This is a genomic window from Candidatus Kuenenia sp. (assembly GCF_039794105.1).
In the GTDB taxonomy this organism is placed as follows: domain Bacteria; phylum Planctomycetota; class Brocadiia; order Brocadiales; family Brocadiaceae; genus Kuenenia.
The window spans coordinates 28,033-50,978 of record NZ_JBDIWA010000018.1 but is presented as its reverse complement, the minus strand read 5'-3'; the positions used below and the strand labels follow the sequence as shown (position 1 = coordinate 50,978).

23 protein-coding genes and 1 pseudogene are annotated in these 22,946 nt (G+C 40.0%); 7 read left to right on the top strand and 17 right to left on the bottom strand.

Annotation, left to right across the window (positions count from 1 at the left end):
• Window positions 1-538: 538 nt before the first annotated feature.
• From ABJL82_RS10250 to ABJL82_RS10235, 4 genes are all read right to left on the bottom strand, one after another.
• Complete coding sequence (locus ABJL82_RS10250) at window positions 539-1,006, bottom strand: hypothetical protein (RefSeq protein ID WP_347274634.1); 468 nt, start codon at window positions 1,004-1,006, stop codon at window positions 539-541.
• Window positions 1,003-1,272, bottom strand: coding sequence for a DNA polymerase III subunit beta (locus ABJL82_RS10245; RefSeq protein ID WP_347274633.1), 270 nt, complete (start codon window positions 1,270-1,272; stop codon window positions 1,003-1,005). Before ABJL82_RS10245 ends, ABJL82_RS10250 begins: the two co-directional genes overlap by 4 nt.
• A 398-nt stretch (window positions 1,273-1,670) precedes the next feature.
• Window positions 1,671-1,967 (bottom strand): DUF2442 domain-containing protein, encoded by a 297-nt coding sequence (locus ABJL82_RS10240; RefSeq protein WP_347274632.1) that lies wholly within the window; start codon window positions 1,965-1,967, stop codon window positions 1,671-1,673.
• A 21-nt stretch (window positions 1,968-1,988) separates the two neighbouring features.
• Window positions 1,989-2,183 (bottom strand): DUF4160 domain-containing protein, encoded by a 195-nt coding sequence (locus ABJL82_RS10235; RefSeq protein ID WP_347274631.1) that lies wholly within the window; start codon window positions 2,181-2,183, stop codon window positions 1,989-1,991.
• A gap of 381 nt (window positions 2,184-2,564) precedes the next feature.
• Between ABJL82_RS10235 and ABJL82_RS10230 the strand changes: the two genes are divergently transcribed.
• The 5 genes from ABJL82_RS10230 to ABJL82_RS10210 all read left to right on the top strand — a co-directional run bounded on the left by ABJL82_RS10230 (window position 2,565) and on the right by ABJL82_RS10210 (window position 6,623).
• Window positions 2,565-2,849 (top strand): hypothetical protein, encoded by a 285-nt coding sequence (locus ABJL82_RS10230; protein WP_347274630.1) that lies wholly within the window; start codon window positions 2,565-2,567, stop codon window positions 2,847-2,849.
• Between the two features lie 17 nt (window positions 2,850-2,866).
• A complete protein-coding gene (locus ABJL82_RS10225) occupies window positions 2,867-3,880 on the top strand; it encodes a CPBP family intramembrane glutamic endopeptidase (RefSeq protein ID WP_347274629.1) in 1,014 nt (337 codons plus the stop codon).
• Window positions 3,852-4,892 carry a UDP-3-O-(3-hydroxymyristoyl)glucosamine N-acyltransferase gene (gene lpxD, locus ABJL82_RS10220; protein ID WP_347274628.1) on the top strand — a complete coding sequence of 347 codons (1,041 nt, stop codon included), beginning with the start codon at window positions 3,852-3,854 and terminating at the stop codon, window positions 4,890-4,892. The genes ABJL82_RS10225 and lpxD overlap by 29 nt, the downstream gene beginning before the upstream one ends.
• Window positions 4,874-5,692 carry a UDP-2,3-diacylglucosamine diphosphatase LpxI gene (lpxI, locus tag ABJL82_RS10215; RefSeq protein ID WP_347274627.1) on the top strand — a complete coding sequence of 273 codons (819 nt, stop codon included), beginning with the start codon at window positions 4,874-4,876 and terminating at the stop codon, window positions 5,690-5,692. Before lpxD ends, lpxI begins: the two co-directional genes overlap by 19 nt.
• A gap of 307 nt (window positions 5,693-5,999) precedes the next feature.
• On the top strand, window positions 6,000-6,623 hold the full coding sequence (locus ABJL82_RS10210; protein WP_347274645.1) for a tRNA-uridine aminocarboxypropyltransferase: 624 nt from the start codon (window positions 6,000-6,002) through the stop codon (window positions 6,621-6,623).
• Between the two features lie 417 nt (window positions 6,624-7,040).
• Here ABJL82_RS10210 and ABJL82_RS10205 read toward each other — a convergent pair whose 3' ends face one another.
• The 10 genes from ABJL82_RS10205 to ABJL82_RS10160 all read right to left on the bottom strand — a co-directional run bounded on the left by ABJL82_RS10205 (window position 7,041) and on the right by ABJL82_RS10160 (window position 15,029).
• On the bottom strand, window positions 7,041-8,171 hold the full coding sequence (locus ABJL82_RS10205) for an ABC transporter permease (protein ID WP_347274626.1): 1,131 nt from the start codon (window positions 8,169-8,171) through the stop codon (window positions 7,041-7,043).
• A gap of 2 nt (window positions 8,172-8,173) precedes the next feature.
• Window positions 8,174-9,310, bottom strand: a complete 1,137-nt coding sequence (locus tag ABJL82_RS10200) for an ABC transporter permease (protein ID WP_347274625.1) — start codon at window positions 9,308-9,310, stop codon at window positions 8,174-8,176.
• A 394-nt stretch (window positions 9,311-9,704) separates the two neighbouring features.
• Window positions 9,705-10,709 (bottom strand): ABC transporter ATP-binding protein, encoded by a 1,005-nt coding sequence (locus ABJL82_RS10195; protein ID WP_347274624.1) that lies wholly within the window; start codon window positions 10,707-10,709, stop codon window positions 9,705-9,707.
• Window positions 10,702-11,625 (bottom strand): ABC transporter ATP-binding protein, encoded by a 924-nt coding sequence (locus ABJL82_RS10190; protein WP_347274623.1) that lies wholly within the window; start codon window positions 11,623-11,625, stop codon window positions 10,702-10,704. Before ABJL82_RS10190 ends, ABJL82_RS10195 begins: the two co-directional genes overlap by 8 nt.
• An 11-nt stretch (window positions 11,626-11,636) precedes the next feature.
• The gene (locus ABJL82_RS10185; RefSeq protein WP_347274622.1) at window positions 11,637-12,635 is read right to left on the bottom strand and encodes an efflux RND transporter periplasmic adaptor subunit; all 999 of its coding nucleotides are present in this window, start codon (window positions 12,633-12,635) and stop codon (window positions 11,637-11,639) included.
• A gap of 908 nt (window positions 12,636-13,543) precedes the next feature.
• A complete protein-coding gene (locus ABJL82_RS10180) occupies window positions 13,544-13,696 on the bottom strand; it encodes a hypothetical protein (protein ID WP_347274621.1) in 153 nt (50 codons plus the stop codon).
• 101 nt (window positions 13,697-13,797) lie between these two features.
• Window positions 13,798-13,935 carry a hypothetical protein gene (locus ABJL82_RS10175; protein WP_347274644.1) on the bottom strand — a complete coding sequence of 46 codons (138 nt, stop codon included), beginning with the start codon at window positions 13,933-13,935 and terminating at the stop codon, window positions 13,798-13,800.
• 75 nt (window positions 13,936-14,010) lie between these two features.
• Entirely contained in the window at window positions 14,011-14,214 is a 204-nt protein-coding gene (locus ABJL82_RS10170; RefSeq protein ID WP_347274620.1) for a type II toxin-antitoxin system HicB family antitoxin, read from the bottom strand.
• 228 nt (window positions 14,215-14,442) lie between these two features.
• Window positions 14,443-14,841 carry a retropepsin-like aspartic protease gene (locus ABJL82_RS10165; protein WP_347274619.1) on the bottom strand — a complete coding sequence of 133 codons (399 nt, stop codon included), beginning with the start codon at window positions 14,839-14,841 and terminating at the stop codon, window positions 14,443-14,445.
• Window positions 14,835-15,029, bottom strand: coding sequence for a DUF5678 domain-containing protein (locus ABJL82_RS10160; RefSeq protein WP_347274618.1), 195 nt, complete (start codon window positions 15,027-15,029; stop codon window positions 14,835-14,837). Before ABJL82_RS10160 ends, ABJL82_RS10165 begins: the two co-directional genes overlap by 7 nt.
• Window positions 15,030-15,772: 743 nt before the next feature.
• On the opposite strand from ABJL82_RS10160, the gene ABJL82_RS10155 reads away from it, so the two are divergent.
• Both ABJL82_RS10155 and ABJL82_RS10150 read left to right on the top strand, forming a co-directional pair.
• Window positions 15,773-18,346: an N-6 DNA methylase gene (locus ABJL82_RS10155; RefSeq protein WP_347274617.1), complete on the top strand. Its 2,574-nt coding sequence runs from the start codon at window positions 15,773-15,775 to the stop codon at window positions 18,344-18,346.
• Complete coding sequence (locus tag ABJL82_RS10150; RefSeq protein WP_347274616.1) at window positions 18,347-18,877, top strand: type II toxin-antitoxin system VapC family toxin; 531 nt, start codon at window positions 18,347-18,349, stop codon at window positions 18,875-18,877.
• A 291-nt stretch (window positions 18,878-19,168) separates the two neighbouring features.
• Here ABJL82_RS10150 and ABJL82_RS10145 read toward each other — a convergent pair whose 3' ends face one another.
• The 3 genes and pseudogenes from ABJL82_RS10145 to ABJL82_RS10135 all read right to left on the bottom strand — a co-directional run.
• Window positions 19,169-20,467 (bottom strand): restriction endonuclease subunit S, encoded by a 1,299-nt coding sequence (locus ABJL82_RS10145; RefSeq protein ID WP_347274615.1) that lies wholly within the window; start codon window positions 20,465-20,467, stop codon window positions 19,169-19,171.
• Window positions 20,460-21,482 (bottom strand): virulence RhuM family protein, encoded by a 1,023-nt coding sequence (locus ABJL82_RS10140; protein ID WP_347274614.1) that lies wholly within the window; start codon window positions 21,480-21,482, stop codon window positions 20,460-20,462. Before ABJL82_RS10140 ends, ABJL82_RS10145 begins: the two co-directional genes overlap by 8 nt.
• Window positions 21,475-22,695, bottom strand: a pseudogene (locus tag ABJL82_RS10135) (N-6 DNA methylase); the annotation flags it as partial. The pseudogene ABJL82_RS10135 and the gene ABJL82_RS10140, both read right to left, overlap by 8 nt.
• Window positions 22,696-22,946 lie beyond the last annotated feature (251 nt).

Genomic DNA, 22,946 nt, shown 5'->3' with positions numbered 1-22,946 from the left:
TTGTGATGTTTACACTCAAGAGGTAGAGACAGGTTTCAAACCCGTCTCTACGTTACTATTAACATCTACTGAAATTCAAATTATGTTTTGTAATGAGAAAATAATTTATCGATGTGCCCGTTTGCCCTATTCTTACTTTGAAATTCCATGCACAAATTTATGGGATCAGGTTAACAACCCAATGTCATTTAGTTAAGGTTATTTGATTAAAAACAACCCCCTGTTTCCCCCTAGTTTTTAAGGGGGATTTTTGCGGCTTCATAAACCCCGCTCAGACCGGGACGGTCTGGCTACCCTTTATCCCCCTTTTTTAAGGGGGACTTTTACGGCCGGTAGATCAACTTAATGATATCACCCTTCGGGGTTAATTATGGGTTTTTCGCATAATTTCTATAATCATTTCATCCCTTCGGGATTATTGGAATTATTCAAAGAATTAAAATGCTACGTGAATATTAACTCAACGCCTTCACCACATAACTTTAATATAATAATGGCGGTATTTTTTGTTCATATTTCTATTTCACCATTTTTTGGCTTATTCTGATTCCAGGTTTTTCAAGTAATTAAAAAGATTTGATTTAAATCTCACCCACACATTTTCAATATTTGCTATGCCTTCTTTCATACGGTCCCATTCCAATTGAAATCCATAACTATGGTAAACGACATGTCTGAACCTGCGAAAAGGCGCTAAAGCAGACGATAGCAATTCATCAAACAATTCTGGCAAAGGAGTATGCGATGGGGCACAAAACCGCTTGAACAAATCCATGTGCCAGGTATCGCCTGCGGGAAGAGGAATGGAATAAAATTTACTAATGCGTTTTAGGATATTTTCAATCCCACCATAAAATTGAGCAAGAAAAGCAGCAGCGGCAGTCTTTTCACGTGTGGTTGGTTCACGATCTGCGATGTCATTGCGCAAAGAAGTAATCTCTCGCAAAATACCTTCGATTAGCTCTATCTCAATATTAACCTCCTCTTTAAGTTCATCTGCTGTCACAGTATTATTCTCCCTTTACTTTCGATGTGTTTGGTGAATCGGGATGGTGGACTCAAAGGCACGAGATCGAGAGGCGCACGCAGTTCTTCTTCCAGCCTTGCTGCCAGTTCATAAAGTTTCCAACCGGCAACACCGTCACAGGCAATATCAATATCCCTTGCTTGCGTTGGAGTCTCTATAATGCTTCCAAAGAGAATTAATCGGGTAGCCCCGTAACTTTTTGCCAGAGAAACGATTTTTTCAATTTGTGACTGGGTAATTGGCATCTTCGAATCTCCTTAAACGGTTATATAAAATCATCGTACAAAATCAGGTTATTTTTACTTCTTTCCATACTCCCATGACTATCGTAAATATCAATCCAGCACTACACTCCGGAATCTCTGCCGTAAGATAAATAAGAGTAATTCCGGGGACAACATACTTAATTTTAGGAATCTTCGCTTTCCTCTAAAATGTAAAGGCGTCGAATCTTTTAAAATGACAATTTATTTGTTCAATTTAGAAATCAATAAATCTTTGTATTTCGTCAATAATAAACAGGCTGTCCGAGAATGTAATCAGCAAAACTTTTTTTCGTCTCTTTGCAGAGTGTTCAGGAAGGTTCTCAAAGCACTTCCGGAAACGATCCGTTGTCTGATGCATTTATAAAGACCGCCACTCTTTATCGGATTCTTTTTTTGAGCCATTTATCAAGAGACTCCTGGCTTTCTCCGGAACGTCTACCAGCTAATATGCCTTCGACGCTAATATCTTCATCAAGATCAGGCCAATGAATTCCTTCTCCATCTCCAATCAGTTCATAGTTTTCTCGTTCTGGTTTATTACCGTTCAGCAATCGAGGAAACCAAATAATGGGAACGGATATATTTCTCCCATCGTTTAAATAAACTACAAAAGAACTCTCTGTAAAAACAACTTTTTGAGCCAGACATTCATGTTCAAGCACTAAAGTACTCATTCCATTTATCCTGAAATAATTTTAATTTTCTTCTACCAATTTTTGAATCTTTATGAGATCACTATCACTAAATCCCTTAGATTTTTGTAGGCGGATTGGATTTAACCAAAATTTGGCCGTAAATCTTTCCCTTTTTACATGAATATGGGGTGGTTTATTCGCACCGCTGGAATAAAAGTAAAAACGATAAGAACCAATTATAGTAACAGTTGGCATTTATACTCAATAAGCTCACAATTTGTGATTTATAGACAATGTCGTACAAGTTCAACACGGACAAACAAGGTTTGTCCGTGCCACCCAATTAACACTTTAAAATTCACATTTTATGAGCATCTTGAGTATATTTGCACTAAGTTAATGATTTAAAAAAACTGCAACGCAATTCAAAAGATAACAGGAAATTGCTTTTCTTTTCTCCTTTGAGGCGGCATTAAAACAAAAAACGAAGAAGATTACAATTTATTAATTCTTTATAACTATTCAGCATAATCTATTAAACTACCGAGGCACAACTCGTCCTCAAACTCCTGTTTGCAAACGTAATGGCACCTGGAAGCAACTTGAACCCAACATTCTATATTGTCGATTCTGTAGTTGATTACATATCGCAGCAAAGCCGCAACCAAAAAGAGTTTCACCACAAAGGGCACAAAGAATACAGAACGCAAAGGACACAAAGAAAAACTTACAAAAAGGGGAACCACAGATTACACCGACTTCGTCGTGAGTTCAGTTGAACGATTGGCACAGATTAAAAAAATCGTCACAGGCTTACAATTGACAAATTTCACCATTAAATATTTTGCCAAAAAATGCAAAGAAATTACTGATAAGGTACTAAAAATTTCCGCCCAGCAGCCTTATAGCTGGAGCCTTTAAAAAAAAGAGAGCAAATCTTGCGCAGACGCTTATTTTCAGTTGACAACTCTTATATACAAAACTATCATCTCTGCATGTTTTCATTTGCCGGCATTAAACAATATAAAAAAATACTGCTCTTATTCTTGCTGATAGTGTCCGCAAGCAGTATTATTGCACCCATAGTAAAAGTATTTTTGGATTCATTTTTACCATCAAGTTCTTTTTTCGTTAACTTATTGGATTATGAAGATGGTCACTATAATTTTGCAAGAGTCATGCGGCGCATTATCATGGCGGTCGCCATTCTTTTCATATTTCTATTAAGAAAATCACTCATGTTTCCTTCCTTTAGCACTATTGGCTTAAAGCCCGGTAAAGGCTGCTGGCAAAAATTGCAAATTGGATTTCTCATCAGCACCGGTATGTTTATTCTCTATTTCGCTTTTTTATATTTTTACGGAATTGTTACTTTTGAAATAGAAACAATGTCTCCCGGCAGTTTGATCGGTAAAGTTTTCATCCTGATAATAATTGCCGCTGTTGTGGGCGGCGTAGAAGAGTTTATTTTCAGGGGATTTATCCTTCAAAGCATTTTAAGAGATACAAAGGTGTTATTTGCCGTTTGTTTCTGTAGTATGTTTTACGCATTACTACATTTTTTCAAGGCGAACTCACTCGTTACTCCGGGTTTTCAACCCTTTATTGGTTTTATTGTAGTATATCAATCTTTCGCCAATATTATTCTCACTATTGCAGAGACACTTCCATTAATTATTGGGCTCTTCATTGTTGGCGTGGTGCTTTCGTACACCTATTTGAAAACAAATTCATTGTACCTCTCCATTGGACTGCATGCCGGATGGATATTTTTTATAAAGGCAAACAGGCTTTTTTTTGATTTCGTTGATTCAAAATCAGGTTGGTTGTTCGGAGACCGTAAGTTAATTAACGGCATAATAGGCTGGTGTTTTTTGATCGTTACCCTTTTAATTGTACATTTTATTACAAAAAGACTGCATAATGGAAAAAACGCTGCAAGAACTTGCTGATTACGTAGGGGGAACAGTTGCCGGCGATCCCAATACCATCATAAACGGTATTATGGGCATTGATGAAGCAACTGAAGGACACATCACGTTTGTCGCCAATGAAAAATACATTAAAAAAATGAATCATACCAAGGCTTCTGCGGTGATCGTTTCGCCAAAACTTATCAACGCTAAAAAGAACCTTCTGGTCTGCAATAACCCCTATCTTGCATTTGCAAGGATAGTGGAATTGCTCATGTTTAAAAAACCGGTCTACGTGAAAGGAGTCGATCCCGCCACAAGCATTGCAAATACCGCAAAAATCGGCAAAGACGTTTCAATTCAGGCATACGTCACGATAGGAGAAAATACCTCCATTGGCGACCGCGTGGTTGTTTTTCCCGGTGTTTTTATCGGAGAAAACTGTACCATCGGCGATGACGCCGTTCTCCATGCAAATGTTGTAATCTATCCCGATACCGTAATTGGCAGGAGAGTCACTATTCACAGCAATACGGTAATCGGCAGCAGCGGCTTTGGCTATGCCCCTGACGGCCAGAGCTATTATAAAATACCACAGGCGGGCAATACTGTAATAGAAGACGACGTTGATATTGGTGCAAATACAACAATCAACAGGGCGACTCTGGGGCAAACCATCATCAGGCGGGGGACAAAAATTGACAGCCAGGTTGTCATCTCTCATAACGTTGAAATCGGAGAAGATTCTATAATCGTCTCACAGGTAGGCATTGCAGGCACCGCAAAACTCGGGAAACACGTGACCCTTGCAGGTGGCGCCGGCATTATCGGACATGTTACCGTTGGGGACAACGTTACCGTTGGCGGGCGTTCCGGAGTAGCGCAAGACCTCCCCGACAACGGAACATACCTGGGAACGCCTGCGCTTCCCATTCAAAAAATGCGGCGATGTTACGTAATCATTGAAAAATTGCCCGAAATGAAAGAACATATGAAATCACTTGATAAAAGATTAAAACTACTGGAAGAAAAATGGAAAAACTCGGATTAATTGCAGGAAACGGGAGATTCCCCATACTGTTTGCCAAAGGCGCAAAAAATAATAACGTGCCGGTTATAGCCGTTGCGATTGAAGGGGAAACTTCCCCGGAAGTCGAGCAGCACGTGGAAAAACTTTATTGGATCGGCGTCGCCCAGATTGGCAAACTTATTAAAATTTTCAAACAGGAAAATATTTCAAAAGCAGTCATGGCAGGCGGTCTTACGAAAGGCAATATGTTCTCCTCTTTGAGAAATCTTAGACTCCTTCCCGATTTAAGGACGATTAACCTCTGGTATAAAAATGTAAAGAGAAGAGACGACCAGACCCTCCTCGGAGCGGTTGCTGACGAGTTGTTGAAAGACGGCATAGAATTGCAAAGTTCAACTCTTTACGTACCTCAATTACTCGCAAAAAAAGGCATACTTACCAGAAAAAAACCCGCCGACAGAGAGATGGACGATATTTATTTCGCAGTTCCATTGGCAAAAGAAATTGCGAAACACGGCATCGGCCAGTGTATTGTTGTTAAGGAAAAAGTAGTGCTTGCGGTGGAAGCCTTTGAAGGTACCGATGAGGCAATCCGCAGAGGCGGAAAACTGGGGAGAAGCGACGTTGTTGTCATAAAAGTTTGCAAACAAAATTTTGATCCGCGATTCGATATTCCTACCGTAGGCCTTGACACCATTAAAACCCTGAAAGAATCTTCCGCCTCCGTCCTTGCCCTTGAAGCGGGCAGGACTATTATTCTCGATATTGAAGAAACCCTTGCAGAGGCTGACAAGGCAGGCATTTCCGTTATAGGCATATAGGCGCTTAGCGTTTAACAATCGACAATTTTTTGCCGGCATGTTGCATCGCATAAATTCTAAATACGAACCCCGAAATACGAAACAATACAGAGCTACAAACAGACCACCCCTAACGGGGTTATATTGTTTTTTATATATTGGATTTTCAAAAAGCTAAATTGTTACAAATGTTACCAAATACGGATAACGTTTTTGCCATTTGGATTTCGTATTTTAGAATTTGTTTCGTATTTCGTGCTTCGCATTTCTTATCTCATTCCTGTTTGGTTATGGCTATACCAGCTTAGGCGTTTTCTCTCTTTTAACAATGATGACCAAAATACGTCGTGAAAGATGTTTTCATTGCCATTTAATACTACAGGACTGTATTTGTCCCCAAAATCCTCCCCTCTGGACTGAACACAAAATAACCCTGTTAACAAGCAGAAAAGAGTCGCGAATCCCATCCAATACCGGAAGGTTGATCCGTATAATGTTGGAAAACACCACTGCTATTTTTATCGGAGAATACGGCTGGGAAAACGCGGTTGAGCGGGAAATAGCAGGAAATGATTACACGCCGGTAATCCTCTTTCCCCTGGCGCCTTCAATTAACGGCAAAAATATCATTGAGAAAAAAGGGAAGCCTCTGAATATTTTCGTGCCGGACACAAGCTGGAGAAATGCAAGAAGATGGCTCCACAAACCACTGCTTCTGAATTTACCGAAAATAGGATTAAGAGAAATTCCTGCCTCTGAATATCACCTGAGAAAACAATCTGCTAAAAATTATTTATGTACATTTCAGGCAGTAATCTCATTAATGAAGGAACTCGAAATCAAGGATTTTGACACAGCGTCTTTACAAATGAACGAAAGATTCAGACTATGGGTAAAATCGCTGGCAAAAGAAAGAGGATTAACCTTCACGAGCGATAGCATTAATTATTGAATTAGGGTATCAATAGTCAAACTGCGGAATTTTTTGCTACTGTTCAAAACAAGATGCATTAGTCATATTCAGGGGACGCCATACTTAATTATTGGCACAATCAAGTATGGATGGGGTTCATGAAGTGGCTAGAACGGTAACAATTTAGTATTTTGAAAAATTCCAACAATGTGGTGCGATGAGGTTCGTCGCACTACAAATTACAACCTCCCGTAGTGGTCAATAAATAGGGGTAATGCATTTACATTCCTCGTATAAACCTGATATGTGCTTACCTTTAGTCCCCCCCCGCTGGGGGATTCAGGGGGTTCTTTTGTGCAATAGCATCCTATCCTGTTACAAACAGGTTGCTTCCACGGAATTTGTCTGCAATACGTTTTTCAAAAAACTAAAGCGTTACGATGCTTTTAGCTATCACTATGTCATGGTTTTCTGAAATCTCCGGGAAGCAAACCAAAGAGTCAATATCCCCATAACCATAAGGGCAAGCATTTGAGGCCAGAGAATTTCTGTCCCGATTCCTTTAAGAAAGATTCCGCGAACAATTTCCAGGAAATACCGGAGAGGATTCAGATAGGTAAGCCACTGGATTGCCCTGGGCATGTTTGCTATTGGAAACATAAATCCGGAAAGTAATACTGCAGGAAAATAAAAGAAGAAGGTACTCATCATTGCCTGTTGCTGTGTCTGGCTTACGGTTGAAATGAATAGTCCGATGCCAAGCGTAGTCATGATATACAAAGCCGTAGCAAAGAAAAGGAGAAACAGGTTGCCTCTGATAGGCACTTCAAACCAGAAAACACCTATCACTGTAACCAGTATCACATCTGCAAATCCTATAAGTGCAAAAGGCACAGTCTTACCCAGGATAAATTCAATTTGTCTTATTGGGGTAACCATGATCTGTTCAATAGTCCCTATCTCTTTTTCCCGGACAACTGCCATACTGGTCAGCATCAGGGTAATTAACATGACAATGATTGCAATTACTCCGGGTACATAAAAATTTCTGCTCTCGAGGTTTTCATTAAACCATGCACGCGTTTGCATATCGACCCCAACGGGCATTTGATAAGAGCCTTTAACCTGAGTAAGGCGGGCTATAAGAATCTTTTTCGAAAACTGTGCAACAATCTTTGAGCTGTAATCAAGTATTACTCCGGCAGTATTTGAATCGGTCCCATCTACAATTAACTGCAATTGAACAGACCTGCCTGCCCTTAAATTCTCTTCAAACCCACTATTCATATGAATTACAGCCCTTACCTTACCACGGTCAACAAGCTCCCTTACACGCCTTTCGTTGCTTACATATTCGATTACCTTGAAATAGCCTGATTTGACAAAACGTGCTGTGAGTTCACGGCTGGCTACAGTATTATCAAGGTCGTAAACTGCAGTGGTAATATTCTTAACGTCTGTCGTAACAGCATATCCAAACACAAGTGTCTGGAGTACCGGCATGATGAAAATTATTCCCATCATCTTCCTGTCCCGAAACATCTGGATAAATTCTTTAATAAGGATTTGTCTTATACGTTCTATCACTTTTATTCAAGTTTTTTGTTGAAACCAACATTTGCGAGGATGACCATTACGATACCAAACAATGTCAGCAAAACTGCTTCCATGATTAAAACCTCTAACCCGACTCCTTTGAGATAGATACCTTTAAGCAGCGTCACAAAATACGTTGCGGGAATGAAATATGTCATTACCTGTATAGCCTGCGGCATATTGTCAATTGCGTACACAAAACCGGACAGAAGAAATGACGGAAGAAACGTTACAACCATGGCAAGCTGGCTGGCCAGAAGCTGTGTTCTTGCCAGAATGCTTATCACTATACCCAACGAAAGTGCACCGGCAAGGAATATGGCTGCCATAGCAAAGAGAAGTCCCGCACTGCCACGAAGTGGTACCTGAAACAAAAATTCTCCCATGAGAACTGCGATCAGAACATCAAACATTCCTATAGCGAAATAAGGAAATAGCTTTCCGAGTATGAGTTCGCTTCCCCTGACAGGCGTTGATATAAGCTGCTCCATTGTTCCCCGCTCCCATTCACGTGCAACAGTAAGAGAGGTGAGAAGCGCGGCAATTACCATCATGATCACTGCGATAAGGCCAGGGACAATGGAGTTCTTTGATTCAAGGTCGGCATTAAACCATGCCCTGGGCCTAAGGTCCACAGGTTCGCGAATCTCGAGTGATCCGCCGATGCGCTCAATCTGTCTGATAACGAGATCCCTGGAATAGTTAAAGGCAACAGTATCGACATACCCAATTGTAATAGTCGCCGTGTTTGAGTCGCTTCCGTCCACTATTAGCTGCGTAGAAACCCTACGGCCTGAGTTGATTCTCTTATCGAAATCTGTAGGTATAATAAGAGCTGCAAAAGCCTTACCTGAATCTATCGCCCTTTCGATATCATGGTAATTGCTTACTTGGGCTTTGAGCAAAAAGTAACAGGAACCGGTAAACCGGCTTATAAATTCCCTGCTCATCTCAGATTCGTTTTGGTCCCAAACAACTATCGGTACACGGTCAACATCAAGAGTAAGTGCATATCCGAAAAGCAATAACAAAATCATTGGAATAGCTATAGCCATCCCCAGACTTCGCGGATCGCGTATAATATGTAAAAACTCTTTACGGGAAATAGCCCAAAACCTGTTTAGCTTCATCGTGTTCTTTTCCGCATTTATAGTCAAACAAATAAGGTTTTCGAAAGATGAATAATAAAATTCATTGTAAGAGGGTGGCACGGACAAACTTTGTTTGTCCGTGTTATTGTGAGTCGGAGCACTTTCACTGACAAACAAGTTTGTCAGTGCCACCCCCCTCTATCGATACTTAGGGCTTGCGCACAAATAACTTGAACAATAAAATCATCTTTATGGCTTTTTGGTATGGCAAAAAAGCAATTGAGTGTACATGTTATTTAGGCGCAGGCCCTTAGATACTATATTAAATTTTTCTAAAAACAGATGCTTTTGACTATATTAAACGGAATTTTACTCCTGCGACCACCTGCAAAACCGGCAAATAAAATAAAAATCCCCTGGCGTTTAATCCGGTTCAAACCCGATCTTTAATCCCTTTTTGATGCTCACGATCGTAAGCCTCGATGAGTGAAACAAACACGTCTTCCATGGACGGAACGACTTTCTCAATACTTGTCACTGCGTAATTTTGTCCGGTAAGCAGGTCACGAATTGATTTTTCGGCTGATGCTGCATTACCTGTTACAACATGAAGCCCGTTTCCGAACAGGGTCACTTCTTTTATGTCTGGCAGTCCGCCAATCTGATCCATTGCATCCTGTGGCTTGTTACATGCCACTTCCAGGATATCCTCTTTCATGAGTTCTGTCTTGAGATATTCCGGTGACCCTATGGCAATCAGTTCCCCCCTGTAGATCAGCCCTATCCTGTCGCAATATTCGGCCTCATCCATATAGTGAGTTGTCACGAATACCGTAACGCCACTACCTGATAGTTCATATATCAGGTCCCAGAACTGGCGGCGGCTTATCGGGTCTACTCCGGAGGTGGGTTCATCAAGAAAGATTATCGAAGGCTCGTGCAAGATAGCACAACCCAGCGCCAACCTCTGCTTCCAGCCTCCTGACAAGATAGCTGTTTGAGAATGGCGGTGATCCTTAAGCCCTGCCATATCAATAATCCATTCTTTTCTTCTTTTTTTCTTCTCTGCGGGTATACAATAGATTCCACTGTAGAAATCAATGTTTTCCTCTACGGTCAGATCTTCATAAAGAGAAAACTTCTGGCTCATATATCCGATGTGTTCTTTGATTTTTTCCGGTTCGGTACGTATGTCAAACCCGCCAACTGTACCGCTTCCCCCGGTCGGGGCAAGGATTCCACATAGCATGCGTATCGTTGTAGACTTGCCTGCTCCGTTAGGCCCAAGGAATCCGAAAATCTCTCCTTTGAAAACCTCAAAGCTGATACTATTTACAGCAAAGAAATCACCGAAACGCCTCTCAAGGCCCACGACAACTACAGCTTTTTTATCATCATTTTTACCATCAATGGTGTTCATATCCATTACTTTACTCATTTTGGCTGGCAAGGACGGAGACAAAGACATCCTCAAGTGATGGTTCAATGGTACGGATACCTTTGATTCTTAATCCGGCAGTGTTCAATATTTTTTCTGTTTCCTTTGTGTCCGTATCAGGATTTTTTGTCACTATGTGTACTTTGTCTCCGAAAAGGCCGACTGAATCTGCTTTTAATTTTTCACGCAACAGGAGGCTTGCTTTCCTGGAATCAGAGGTGCGGATCTCAATTACTGACCTGTGCATCAATTTTTTCACTTCAGCGGGGGTACCGATACTAAGCAGTTTTCCTTTGTGAATAAGTCCTACCCTTGTGCATCTTTCCGCCTCATCCAGATAGGCCGTGGACACAAAGATGGTTACATTTTTTCTCAAAAGCCGGTACAGAATTCTCCAGAAATCACGGCGTGACAACGGATCTACGCCATTTGTAGGTTCATCCAGAAAGAGAACTTTGGGCGTATGAATAAGTGCACAGGCAAGTCCAAGCTTTTGTTTCATGCCGCCGGAAAGGTTACCGGCGAGTCGTTTCCTAAACGGTGTGAGATTGCTGAATTCCAGAAGTTCTTCAATTTTTTCCTTCCTTCCCTTTCGGGGAACACTGTATATATCTGCATAGAAATTTATGTTTTCTATTACTGAGAGGTCGGGGTATAGACCAAATCTCTGGCTCATATATCCAATCTCTTCTTTAATCAATTCAGCATCTTTTACTGTATGTTTCCCGGCAATCCATGCAGCGCCGTAAGTTGGCTCCATAATAGAGGTGAGAAGTCTCATAACAGTGGTCTTTCCTGCACCATCAGGACCGACAAGACCAAATATTTCTCCTTCGGCAACTCTTAGTGTAAGATTGTCTACGGCTTTCAGATCATTAAACAATTTTGTTAAATTTTCAGTTTTTATGGTATCCATAGCCATATTTCTTATTCTGTTTTCAACAGTATTTTCCCATCCGCAGGCATGCCAGGCTTGAGCTCCATCTCCGGATTATAAGCTTCTATTTTAATGCGATACACGAGTTTTACCCGTTCTTCTTTTGTCTGGACGTTCTTGGGAGTAAACTCAGCCTCTGAAGCTATGAAGGAAACATGGCCTTCATAAATCTTTTCAGGGTATGTATCCGTTGTGATGTGTACTTTTTGGCCAACTTTAATCCTTCCCAGATCTGTCTGGTTTATATATGCCCTAAGCCAGACATTATTCAGGTTGCCAATGGTTACAACTGGTGTACCGGGAGATACGTATTCACCGGGTTCTACGTTTTTGGACAGAACAATACCGGAAATCGGTGATTTAATGGTTGTGTATTCCAGCCGTGTTTTCGCCAATCCCAGTGCCGCTCTGGCCCGCTGCAGATCTGCCCTTGCCTTGTCAATTTTTTCCTTGCGAGGCCCTTTCTCAAAGAGTACGAGTCTTTTATTAACCTCACGATATCTTGCTTCTGCCGCATCGTAATCCGCTTTTACAGCTTCAAAATCACGTGTAGAAATTATTTTCCCTTCATATAGCTTTTCCTGACGTTTATAATCAGCGCTAAGCCGGTCTAAATCAACCCTTGCTCTTCTGACTACCGCTTCCCATTCCTCGATTTCCTCCGTTCTGTAACCGGTTTCCAGCTCTTCAAAGGCGGCCCTGGCAGCATTTACCTCTGCTTTGTAAAGTAAAACTTCCTGCGCTAATTCAGTACTCTCCAATCTGGCAATTATCTGGCCAGCACGAACTGTTTCTCCTTCATCAACCAGTCGTTCTTCAACCCAGCCGGAGATTCTAAAACTCACAGCAACATCGGTAACCTCAATATTCCCTGACACGCCAATTTCGTCCTTAACCCTGCCCATCCAGTTCTCAGCGTACCAATAAATTACAATCCCTATTACGATTGGTAACAGCATCAAGAGCGCTATTTTCTTTTTGACTTTCATTAAAACACTCAATTAAATAATTTCTCGGAATCGGATATATTCAATATGCTTATCACTACAGTGACATTTTATTCTTAAATCCTGATTGTAAAATCCTGATGGGAGCATTCCCGATTTTTTGTAAAAATGCCATTAGCAGGGGGAGGGGAAGGATAGTAACTCAAGCTTCCAGCTTAAGGGTAAGATACCACAAGCAGGATACTTGTGGTACAATGTACAATTAGTTAACAAAAAATCAGGAATGCTCCTGCCCAAACTATGTCCCCCGCGGGCGGGGGTGCAGGGGGTGGACCGGATTTCTCCAGAATCAAGACAAAATAACCTGCAAACAGAGAGTATATCATCGTCTAATACAACACTAACTTTTTCAAAATTAACGTCTTTATGCTTGAAAACAGTCGGCCTGTGATACTCTACTTCACGCCATACCGTATCGGGAATTATTAGACTTTTAAAATCCATTAAAATAGGAATTTTTATTTTTTTAATGCATGTTTGCGGGCAAGTGTTGTTGTAACATATTTAATTGCAATCGGATATGACAGCCACCATATGTAGTGGCAAGGCGTGCCTTGCTACTATATTAAATGTTTAGGGATTTCAATATTTTCAGTTAAGCAATGAACAAACCCACCCCTCAATCCCCTCCCAAGAGGGGACTTATCAAATTCCCCTCTTGGGAGGGGTTAGGGGTGGGTAAAAATGAATGCCGTTGGGTTTTTGCCTTTTAAAAACCCAACCTAATTTAATTTGTTCATAGAGCTTATCCGGCAATTCAGCCTCTAATACCTTCACAACACATCTCCTTTTAAATTAAATATTGATATTTTGTCAAAGCTCATTTTATTTATCATTTTATCATAAAATTAGTACATTATACGTAATTTTGATAATGATAATAGATTTCATTACGTTACAGTACCTTTAATAATCTTTATCTCTTCCTCTGCTAATCCATACAGTCTATACACAATTTCATCTATTAATTCGTCTGTTGCTTTAATTCTGGTTTTTAACGGTTCGAGGATTGACAGGCTTTCAGCAAATTGCCTTTCCAGCATTTCCTGCCTCTTTCGGTCTGATGGGTTTATGGATGTTTTGTTTTTGTTTTTCCTGAGGATTTCGAGGAGTTGATTGAAGTCGTGTTCGTGACATTCCTTTTCTATAACAACCTTTTAAATTCATCAACGGATAAATGTGCTTGTTTAATGATGTGAGACAGAGTAGACCTTTTGATAGGATTGTGCGTTGGAACTGTGAGTTTTAGTGTTCTTTCTGACGTATGCTTTTGCAGACGTATATGACTGCCTTTTTGCCGGACAATTACCCATCCATCACGATGTAAAGCATTAATAATTCAAATTCGGAATTTTTGTCATATTGCAATTTCTAAGATCTGCGCATCAGGATTATACCTCATATCATCGTCAACAGGTTCAAGATATAATTCAATGGCTTCTCTGATATTTTTTAACGCTTCCTCCTTCGTATTGCCCTCGCTTATACAACCGGGAAGTGATGGAACGATTGCCGTAAATCCGCCTTCATCGCTTGGTTCTAAAATTACTTGTATTTTCATTCTTTTATTCCTCAGTGTTTTTTTAATTAACCATGCATATTTCAATCACATTTTCATTTATTTTGATGGGTTCGCGCCAATTAACCCATCCTTGATTGAGTTAATACTTAAGTATGGCGTCCCTTAAATATCCTTATTAATAGCTTGCCAATTGAAAAATGAAGGTCCCTGCTAACTCAAGAATTGCCAATAGATTAGGTTTGGCCCCAAATGTCGCTCCCCTAACCCCTAATATATTATTGAAAATATTTTTCCAGGATAATCAACTTTTAAAACAAAATTACTTAAGAAACTCTTTACACCAAGCAGAGGAATATATAAATTTGGCATAAAATCAATCAGGACATTTTCGGTTAAGAAATTAAATGCTTTTATGCAGACAGTGTGGCTATAAGCGATAGTTATCCCATTACCGGTGCTTATTCTTTTCGGGTAGCCAGATTGTAAATTATGTCCTAAAGGCAGGGCAAATGTGGCAGGCAAAGCGCATTCATCTGCTCCGGTATCAATTAAGGCAAACACATTGATTTCTTTTTGATTTTCGGGATTAATAATAGTAATAGGAAGATAGGGCCTTGCAATATCTCCTACTCTCGAAATTATAAAAGGATAATTTTCAATCAACATAAATAGATATGAACTAAATCTTTATCTGGAACATAAAGAATGAAAGGATTTTGAATGCCTTTTTTCTGTGCTTCAGATAAAGCCTTACCTGGAGTGTCACCAACCCCAACTATAGTATTATCATCAGCACTTATAATTGCAACATATTGACCATTGTATTTGTCAGAATTAACTAATACCTTTTCCATCGTTCCCTCCATTTAAAATTATAACATAATAATATAGTTGAGTAGGGTGGATTAAGCCCCTGTGGAGTAGCACTACTATATTACTCTACAGGGCGAATTCACCCATTCAAATAAATTTATTCCTTTGGCTTTTCAAAACTCTCACGGAACGACATCACCCACAGTTTGTTATTACCGGATTCTATACAATGCAACTTTGCCTTGTCAATGTGATATTTGGCTTTTAATGGTTCGGGGATTGACAGGCTTTTGCCAAATTGAGTTCCAAGGAGTTCCAAGGAGTTCCTGTGTTTTCCGATCTGATGGGTTTATAGATATTTTGTTTCTATTCTTCTTGGGGACTTCGAGGAGATGATTGATGTCATAGAGCAATTTCTAATAACAAATTTCTGAGTTATAAGTTCTTTAATACCAATAACAGATTTTCTCGATCTTGCATTCCCGGATAACCTGTCAAGATGTAACACTTCATGCTTTCACATTTTATCCATTATTAATAGATTGCCAATTGAAATATGGAGGCCTGACCCTGCTGACTCAAGAATTGTCAATAGATTGGGTTTGACCCCAAATGTCTCTCCTACGTCAGTATCTCAACAATTCGGGAATGAAAGAAGCACTGCTTTAAGTCGATTAAAATATACCCTTCCTGGTTAAATATTTCAAGCCTTCCCTTATTTTTCTTGACAGCCTATCTCATGAGTGAAATAATCACTTACCCCACCAAACTAAGATAATTATTTATGGAGGATAAAGCACATAATAATGAACTTTTTAACGAAAATCTTTCATGTAATCACAATATTATGACAAATAAGATTATAGGGCAGGTAGAAAATGCCTTTATAAAAATAGGCTATAGCAAGAATCTGATACAGAAGGATTATAAATACGTTGATTTATTTTCCTCATGTACGCCTATTCGTACGGTAAATTATGCGCTATTTGGCCAGGAACCTTTTGATTACCGTTCTGCCTGCTTTGGTATCCAAATAGCAGCACCCAATCGTTCGACAGATGTTGTCGTCAATGAGTTAAAATCGCTTGGAGCGCCTCAGATTTTTATCATTAGCAACGGCAAAACTGAACGATGGGCCATAACGGAAAGAGAACCTCTTCTTAAAGATAAGTATGAAACTGCCTGCCTGCCTAATGTCATTGCACAAAACCTGAGAGACTGGGGACCCCAAGCTATCATACGAGCAAAATCGGGATTTGCCCGACCGGGGCCCCGTCAGTTAGATTTTGTTGATATTGGATTACTTCCTGCCTTAGACTACAAAGCTTCTCAAAAAATAGACCACTTGCTTCGGGCTGTACTTAATTATGCTGAAGAAGACTTTCAAGAACGAGATTTACTATTTGATGCACCTGCGGTTTTTCAAGTTGTCTTTAGTCTTTTGGCTGCAAAAGTACTCAAAGATCGCAATATTCCAAATTCAAAAAATATTGATTTTTCCATTCCACAAACAGCATTGCAGGCAATATATGAGCATTACGGTTTTTCTTTAACTACACCGGCTTCAAAAATTCCAGAACTAACTCTTGAGTCAATATCACAAAAAATTGGGCAGATTTTCCCGCTGAATAATATATCAGTAGATACTCTTACATACATTTATGAAAATACATTTGTCTCTCAAAAAAGCCGTCAAGAACTTGGAATTCATAGTACCCCATCTTATGTTGCTGATTACATTCTTTCGCAAATTCCGATAGAGGATTTACAAAGAGAACAGTGGCACGTCACAGACCCTATGTGCGGCCATGGTATTTTTCTTATTGCAGCAATGAGAAGAATGAAAAGCCTATTGCCAGGAGATTGGGACAGTAAACAACGGCATACATTTTTCATTAAACATTTACATGGAATAGAGATTGACCCATTTTCCGTTGAAGTAGCCCGTATGTGCCTCATGTTAGCTGATTTTCCCGAATCAAATAGCTGGGATTTACAAAGACAAGATATATTTGCCGATAATATCCTCGAAAATAGTATGGCGAAAACTATGATACTTGTAGGCAACCCACCTTTTGAAAACATCAAGGGCAAAAGACCTGAAAGACCTGAAACCCCAAAACCAGTTGAGCTTTTACACAGAACGCTTCCGATTTTACCAAACAATGCATTAATTGGTTTGGTTTTACCACGTAGTTTTTTAGATGGTTCTGACTATAGAAACGAACGAACTGCCTTGCTCAATAATTTTGAGATAATTTCTCTTACGTGCCTTCCTGACCGTGTCTTTTTATATTCTGATATGGAAACTACAGTTATTGTTGCCAGAAAACAGCAGGCACGAAAAAACTGGAATATGTTGTATAGAGAAGTTAGGGACAGCGAACGAGATGACTTTCGGATTCGACATGGTGTTACATGGGAAGACAATGTTCCACAATCTTACCTCAAAGACAAAATGCAAGGGCGTCTTGTTGTGCCATTGTTGCGTGAAATTTGGGAACGATTAGAAGGATATATTCATCTTGGTGAAATTACAGACATCCGCAAAGGTGTCGAGTATAAACTAAACTTAGAAGAAAAGCTGAATGAAATAATTCAACCGAATCCTTTTCCTGATTCAAAACCTGGCATTGTGAAGGTAACAAAAGGATTCATGCAATTCATTGCTGAAGCTACAGTTTATATGTCAACAGACAAGCAATATCGAAGATTTGAAACATCTACAGCTTGGGAACTACCGTGGGACAAACCAAAGGTTATAGTTCCTGCTTCGCGCATGTCCAGGGGACCGTGGCGATATGCAGCCGCATTAGACAAAAACGGTTGCATTGTAAGCCGAAGATTTTATAGCATTTGGCCAAAATCTAAAACCTTTGATGTTGCTATGTTAGCGGCATTGCTGAATTCGCCAATTGCAGTGGCATTTATTTATGCCCATAGCTTTCAAAAGGATATCCCAAAAAGAGTTTACACCGATATACCTATTCCCGAAATATCCTTTGATACTAAACAAATTATTGATTATCTCGTAAATCATTATTTAAAAGTGTTAAGGAAAGATGAGACAGAAGCCAAGAAAACATTACTTCTAATAGACGCTGAGATACTAAAACTATATAAACTTCCGCCACGATTGGAACGTCAACTTTTAGATATTTTTTGGGGACACCAACGCCCAGCACCCTTTGAATTTAAAGGCTACATCCCCCCGGAAATCAATGCATGGATTCCTCTTCATATTTACTTATCAGAGCAATTTAATAATGCAATACCTGATAAGATTATGGAACGAATTCCAATTATTCGTGATACTGAGTTTATAAATTATCTTAAAAAAATTGGAACAGAAGAATAAGTGAAACAGGATTACTACCTTCTTGATACAAATATTCTTGGCTATCTTGCTGAATTAAAAGTAGGTGGAAATAGTCCTGAATGCAAAGCCTTAGAAAAACATTGGAATGGATTACCGCAACCACATAATACAAGAATTTTTTTATGTCCCATAACCATTGGCGAGGTAGAATATGGGCTTCGTGTCGGGCCTTATAATAGACCGGAACAGCATGAGCAAGCGCGTCAAATATTATCTTCATTTCCTGCTTTAGACATAAATATCAATATAGCACGTGACTGCTATGCCGACCTGCGTGCAAAACTCTTCGATAAATATGCCCCAAGAGATCGAAAAGGAAAAAGTTGTAAAAAGAGGATAAGAGAATGGCGTGATCCTACTACCGATAAGGAATTGCAAATGGATGAGAATGATCTTTGGATTGCTGCTGTAGCAATGGCGCACAATCTTGTGCTTGTGACCCACGATAAAATGAATGCAATAAAAAGTATAACAAGTTCGGATTTACGATTTGAAGATTGGTTAACGTAACGGTTATTGAAAGATTATCCTCACAACTCGTTCCGAAATGCTTTATACAGTAAGGCTGGTGTGAATGTAGCTAATTCTGACTCTGTCTCATCCAGTAATCTTCTGCGTTTTTCTGCTTTTAATTTGCCAATAGCGCTATATGCATTTCATGGTTAAATTGCCAATATAAAACGCGGGGTTCAAGTTGCAAACTTGAACCCGCTTGAAGATCGACAATTAAGTATGATGTCCCCTGAATATAACACTTAAAATCAAGAATCTTCTGAATCTTAGGCAGGTTTCCAAAATAATTCATCCTTTCGCAAACGCCTCCCGTAAAACCGACTGCATCAGCATTTCGGACTGTTTCTTGCGTTCGGATACCTGTTTTTCTAATTCGTCGACCATGGACATGAGCATATCCACCCGTTCAACGATAGCTTGTTGTTCAGCAAGGGACGGAAATGGTACCGGTATAATTAATAGATTCGCCTGGCTAAGTTTGGGTTGGAAACCGCCAGTTATATAAGGCATTAAATCAATAGCGTTAATATAGCTTTTAATAAAAAAAAGGGTGGTATCATCAAGCAACCCCAACACATGCGCATGATTATTTACCCAATATTTTCCATCTGCTATGAAAGCAACCGGCGTTGATCGAGCCACTAAATTAGCACCATCTTCCCCGATGAGTAAATTTTTGCCCTCATGTGTGTACCCATCAATTTTATCGATGATTCCAGAGGCGCCGTAATAATCATATATTTTTTCTTTTCTTTCCCTTATTGACTGGGCGATTGGTTCTCGATATTCATCTTTATTAATGGATACCTCTCCAAGCCTACACCACGCCCACCCCGCAGGCAAATTAAAAGGCTTTTCAGCGTCGGAAATCGGAACAATCGGTTTATCTTTCTTAATTCTATCTTCTTTTATCAGTCGCTCTTTTTCGACCTTAATCTTCTCAAGCAGTTTCGAGGCGTGATTATATCCGCAGATCAATTTAGGGTTTTGCTTTCGCCATTCGGCTGTGAGTTTGCCTTTTATCGCTTCCCGCAATACCGCTTGGCGAAGCTGTGATAAATAGTTTAATTGGGCATTTAGCTCTATCCCAAAATCCTCTCTAAACCTTGAATGCTTTGAATATTTAGTAGCAATAATATTTTGTAATGTGATAGAGAAAAGCGGTATTTCATAATCAAGAAACTCCCACGCCCTTATCGAAGAATAATTCGTGCTGCCCTTGGCTTCTATTTGATTCTGAATGAAATCCGTTTTTATGAGAATCTCAAAATATTCCTGCGTAATTTTATTTTTATCAAGTTCGTAAAGGTAATAATGACTACTAACTATTGCACCCTCAAGATGGTTGGGAATAAATCCATATCCACCAAATTTTGCATCCATCTCTGCAACAATCAAATCGCCTGCTTTGCAAACTTGTTGTTTTTTTGTTTTAATTTGGTATCCCATCTTTTTTTCGCGCAAGACAACTCCACGACGATGAAGTTGGACACGGCAAAGGCTGTATTCCTCATCGTTATTGATTATGATGTAGCCTTTTCGATGCAGCAGGACTTCAGCTAATTTGACAGTTTTCCACTCACCCATTTTCCCGTCCCTTTTTCTTCGGAAGGCGTTTTGCCGCTTTCTGCTCAATCGCTTTTGTCGCACGATCAAAATCAGAAATATAGTCTTTGTCTCGGTCTTTTTTGTATTTATTAAATTCGCTTTCAGCCTTTTCAATTGCCTGCTCAGCACTCACCTTACCGGCATGGGTAAGGAGTTCGTGTTCACTCAGTTTCAAAAACTGGTCAAGTTTCTCTATCCAGTCATTCATCTTCATCAGCCTGCCGTTGGTTGCCTGCAATTCTGCAAAATCAAGATACAAAGACACGATAAGATTTAAGCGTTTTAACTCATCTGCATTGAGATAGTTTTTTGCAATCTTTATATCCTGTGCGGTAATGTAATTCCCTTTAAAATTGGTTAGACCCATAAGGGGTTTTGTGCTGTCTGCCCGCCTGTCAATAATCTCCGCCGCGGCGTGGCCATGAACAGCATAGTGCATCTTGTTTTGTACAGTAGCAAAAAATTCCGCAGTCAGTTTGTTATCTTTTCTATAATCAATGCTGGTGGCATAAATATCGGTTACTTTCTGATAAAAGTTTCGCTCGCTGCTACGAATATCGCGAATGCGCTGTAAAAGTTCCTGAAAATATCGCGCCTTTTCACCACCTTGTTTTAATCTTTCATCATCCAGAGCAAAACCTTTAATAATGTATTCTTTCAGCCGCTGTGTGGCCCAAATACGAAATTGTGTACCTCGTAACGACTTAACCCGGTACCCAACCGAAATAATTACATCTAAATTATAGTAATTTCTCGGTTTGGTAGAAAATTCGGAAATTCCGAATTTTCTCATGGTTGGGCCTTCGTCAAGTTCTTTTTCTTCATAAATATTTTTAATATGCTCATTAATTGTTGACTTTGATTTTTCAAATAGCTCGGCCATCTGATCCTGAGTAAGCCAGACGGTTTCATCTTCCATTTTTACCTGAATCTTTGTCTGTCCGTCTTCGGTCTGATAAATAATAAGCTGGGATTTATTTTGTGCGTTATCCATTCTCCAACTCCTTTCTTAATTGTTGAAGAAGCTCGTCGCTTTTACGAAATGATTCATGAAGCATCGTTACCAATTCCGCGCTTGAATATACATGTTTTTCCTCTAAAATATGCGGATTTTTAATGTCGAGGTTATAGCCATTTGCAGCAATCGTATCAATAGATACCTTCCATGCCAGTTCGTTTTCTTTGCGCTTCTTCCACCACTTTTTAAGATCATCAAACTCGCTTTTCTGAATCGGCTTCGTCTTGCTATATGCCTTAATACCTTCGGGCAGTTTATGTTCCCAATACCAGATTTCTTTGGTAGGCTTGCCTTTTTCAAAAAAGAGCAGGTTCGTGGCAACGCTGGCATAGGGCTGAAAGACTGAATTTGGCAAACGAACGATGGTGTGCAGATTGCAGTTTTCCAACAAGTGCTGGCGGATGCGCTGTTTTACGCCGTCTCCGGTTAGTGATCCATCCGGCAGAACGATGCCGGCACGGCCTCCGTCTCTCAAATACCGTACCATGAGCATTAAGAAAAGATGGCGCTTTCTGTTGTACGAAAGTTTTGGGGAAAGTTGGTTTCTGCCCCGTCGGTAACCGAGGCGCCAAACGGAGGATTGGCAAGGATGACGTCCACCCGGTCTTTCTGGCCGATAGAGGTGTATTCGCGGTCTAAGCTGTCAGTATAATCTACATTCGGCACTTCAATATCGTGCAAGATTAAATTGGTGACGCACAACATAAAGGGAAGCGGTTTAAATTCCATACCGTGAATGTTTTTTTCAAGCGCCCTGAGGTCATCAACCCCTTTGATGTCCTGTTTACGGATATTTTCTATCGCACTGGTTAAGAATCCGCCGGTGCCGCAGGCGGGGTCCAGCACCTTTTCTCCTAACCTGGGGTTAATCATTTCTGTAATAAACTCGGTTAAGGCACGGGGGGGTATAAAACTCTCCGTAATTTCCCGCGCTTTGAAGGTCACGCAGGATTGTTTCGTAAATATCGCCAAAGACATGACGGTCTTCGGTTTTATTGAAGTCGATCTGGTTAAGTTGATTAATGACTTGACGAATTATCGTGCCATTCTTCATGTAGTTATTGGTGCCGTCAAATATCTCGCGGATAATGAGGACACGCTTATTGCCGGAACTTACATCAAGGTTTTTCAGTTGAGCAATCAATTTTCTATCAATAAACTCCTTAAGCTCATCGCCGGTCATGCCCTCGCTTATACAACCGGGAAGTGAAGGAACGATTGCCGTAAATCCGCCTTCATCGCTTGGCTCTAAAATTACTTGTATTTTCATTTTTTTATCCCCCAGTGTTTTTTAAGCCAACCACGCATATTTCGTCCCATTATCACATTTGGATTGGCAAAAATCAGCAATTCCTATCTTTTGCTTCGACGATCTTAATTTCCTCATCTGTCAATCCATACAGTCTGTAAACAATTTCATCTATCAACTCATCTATCGCC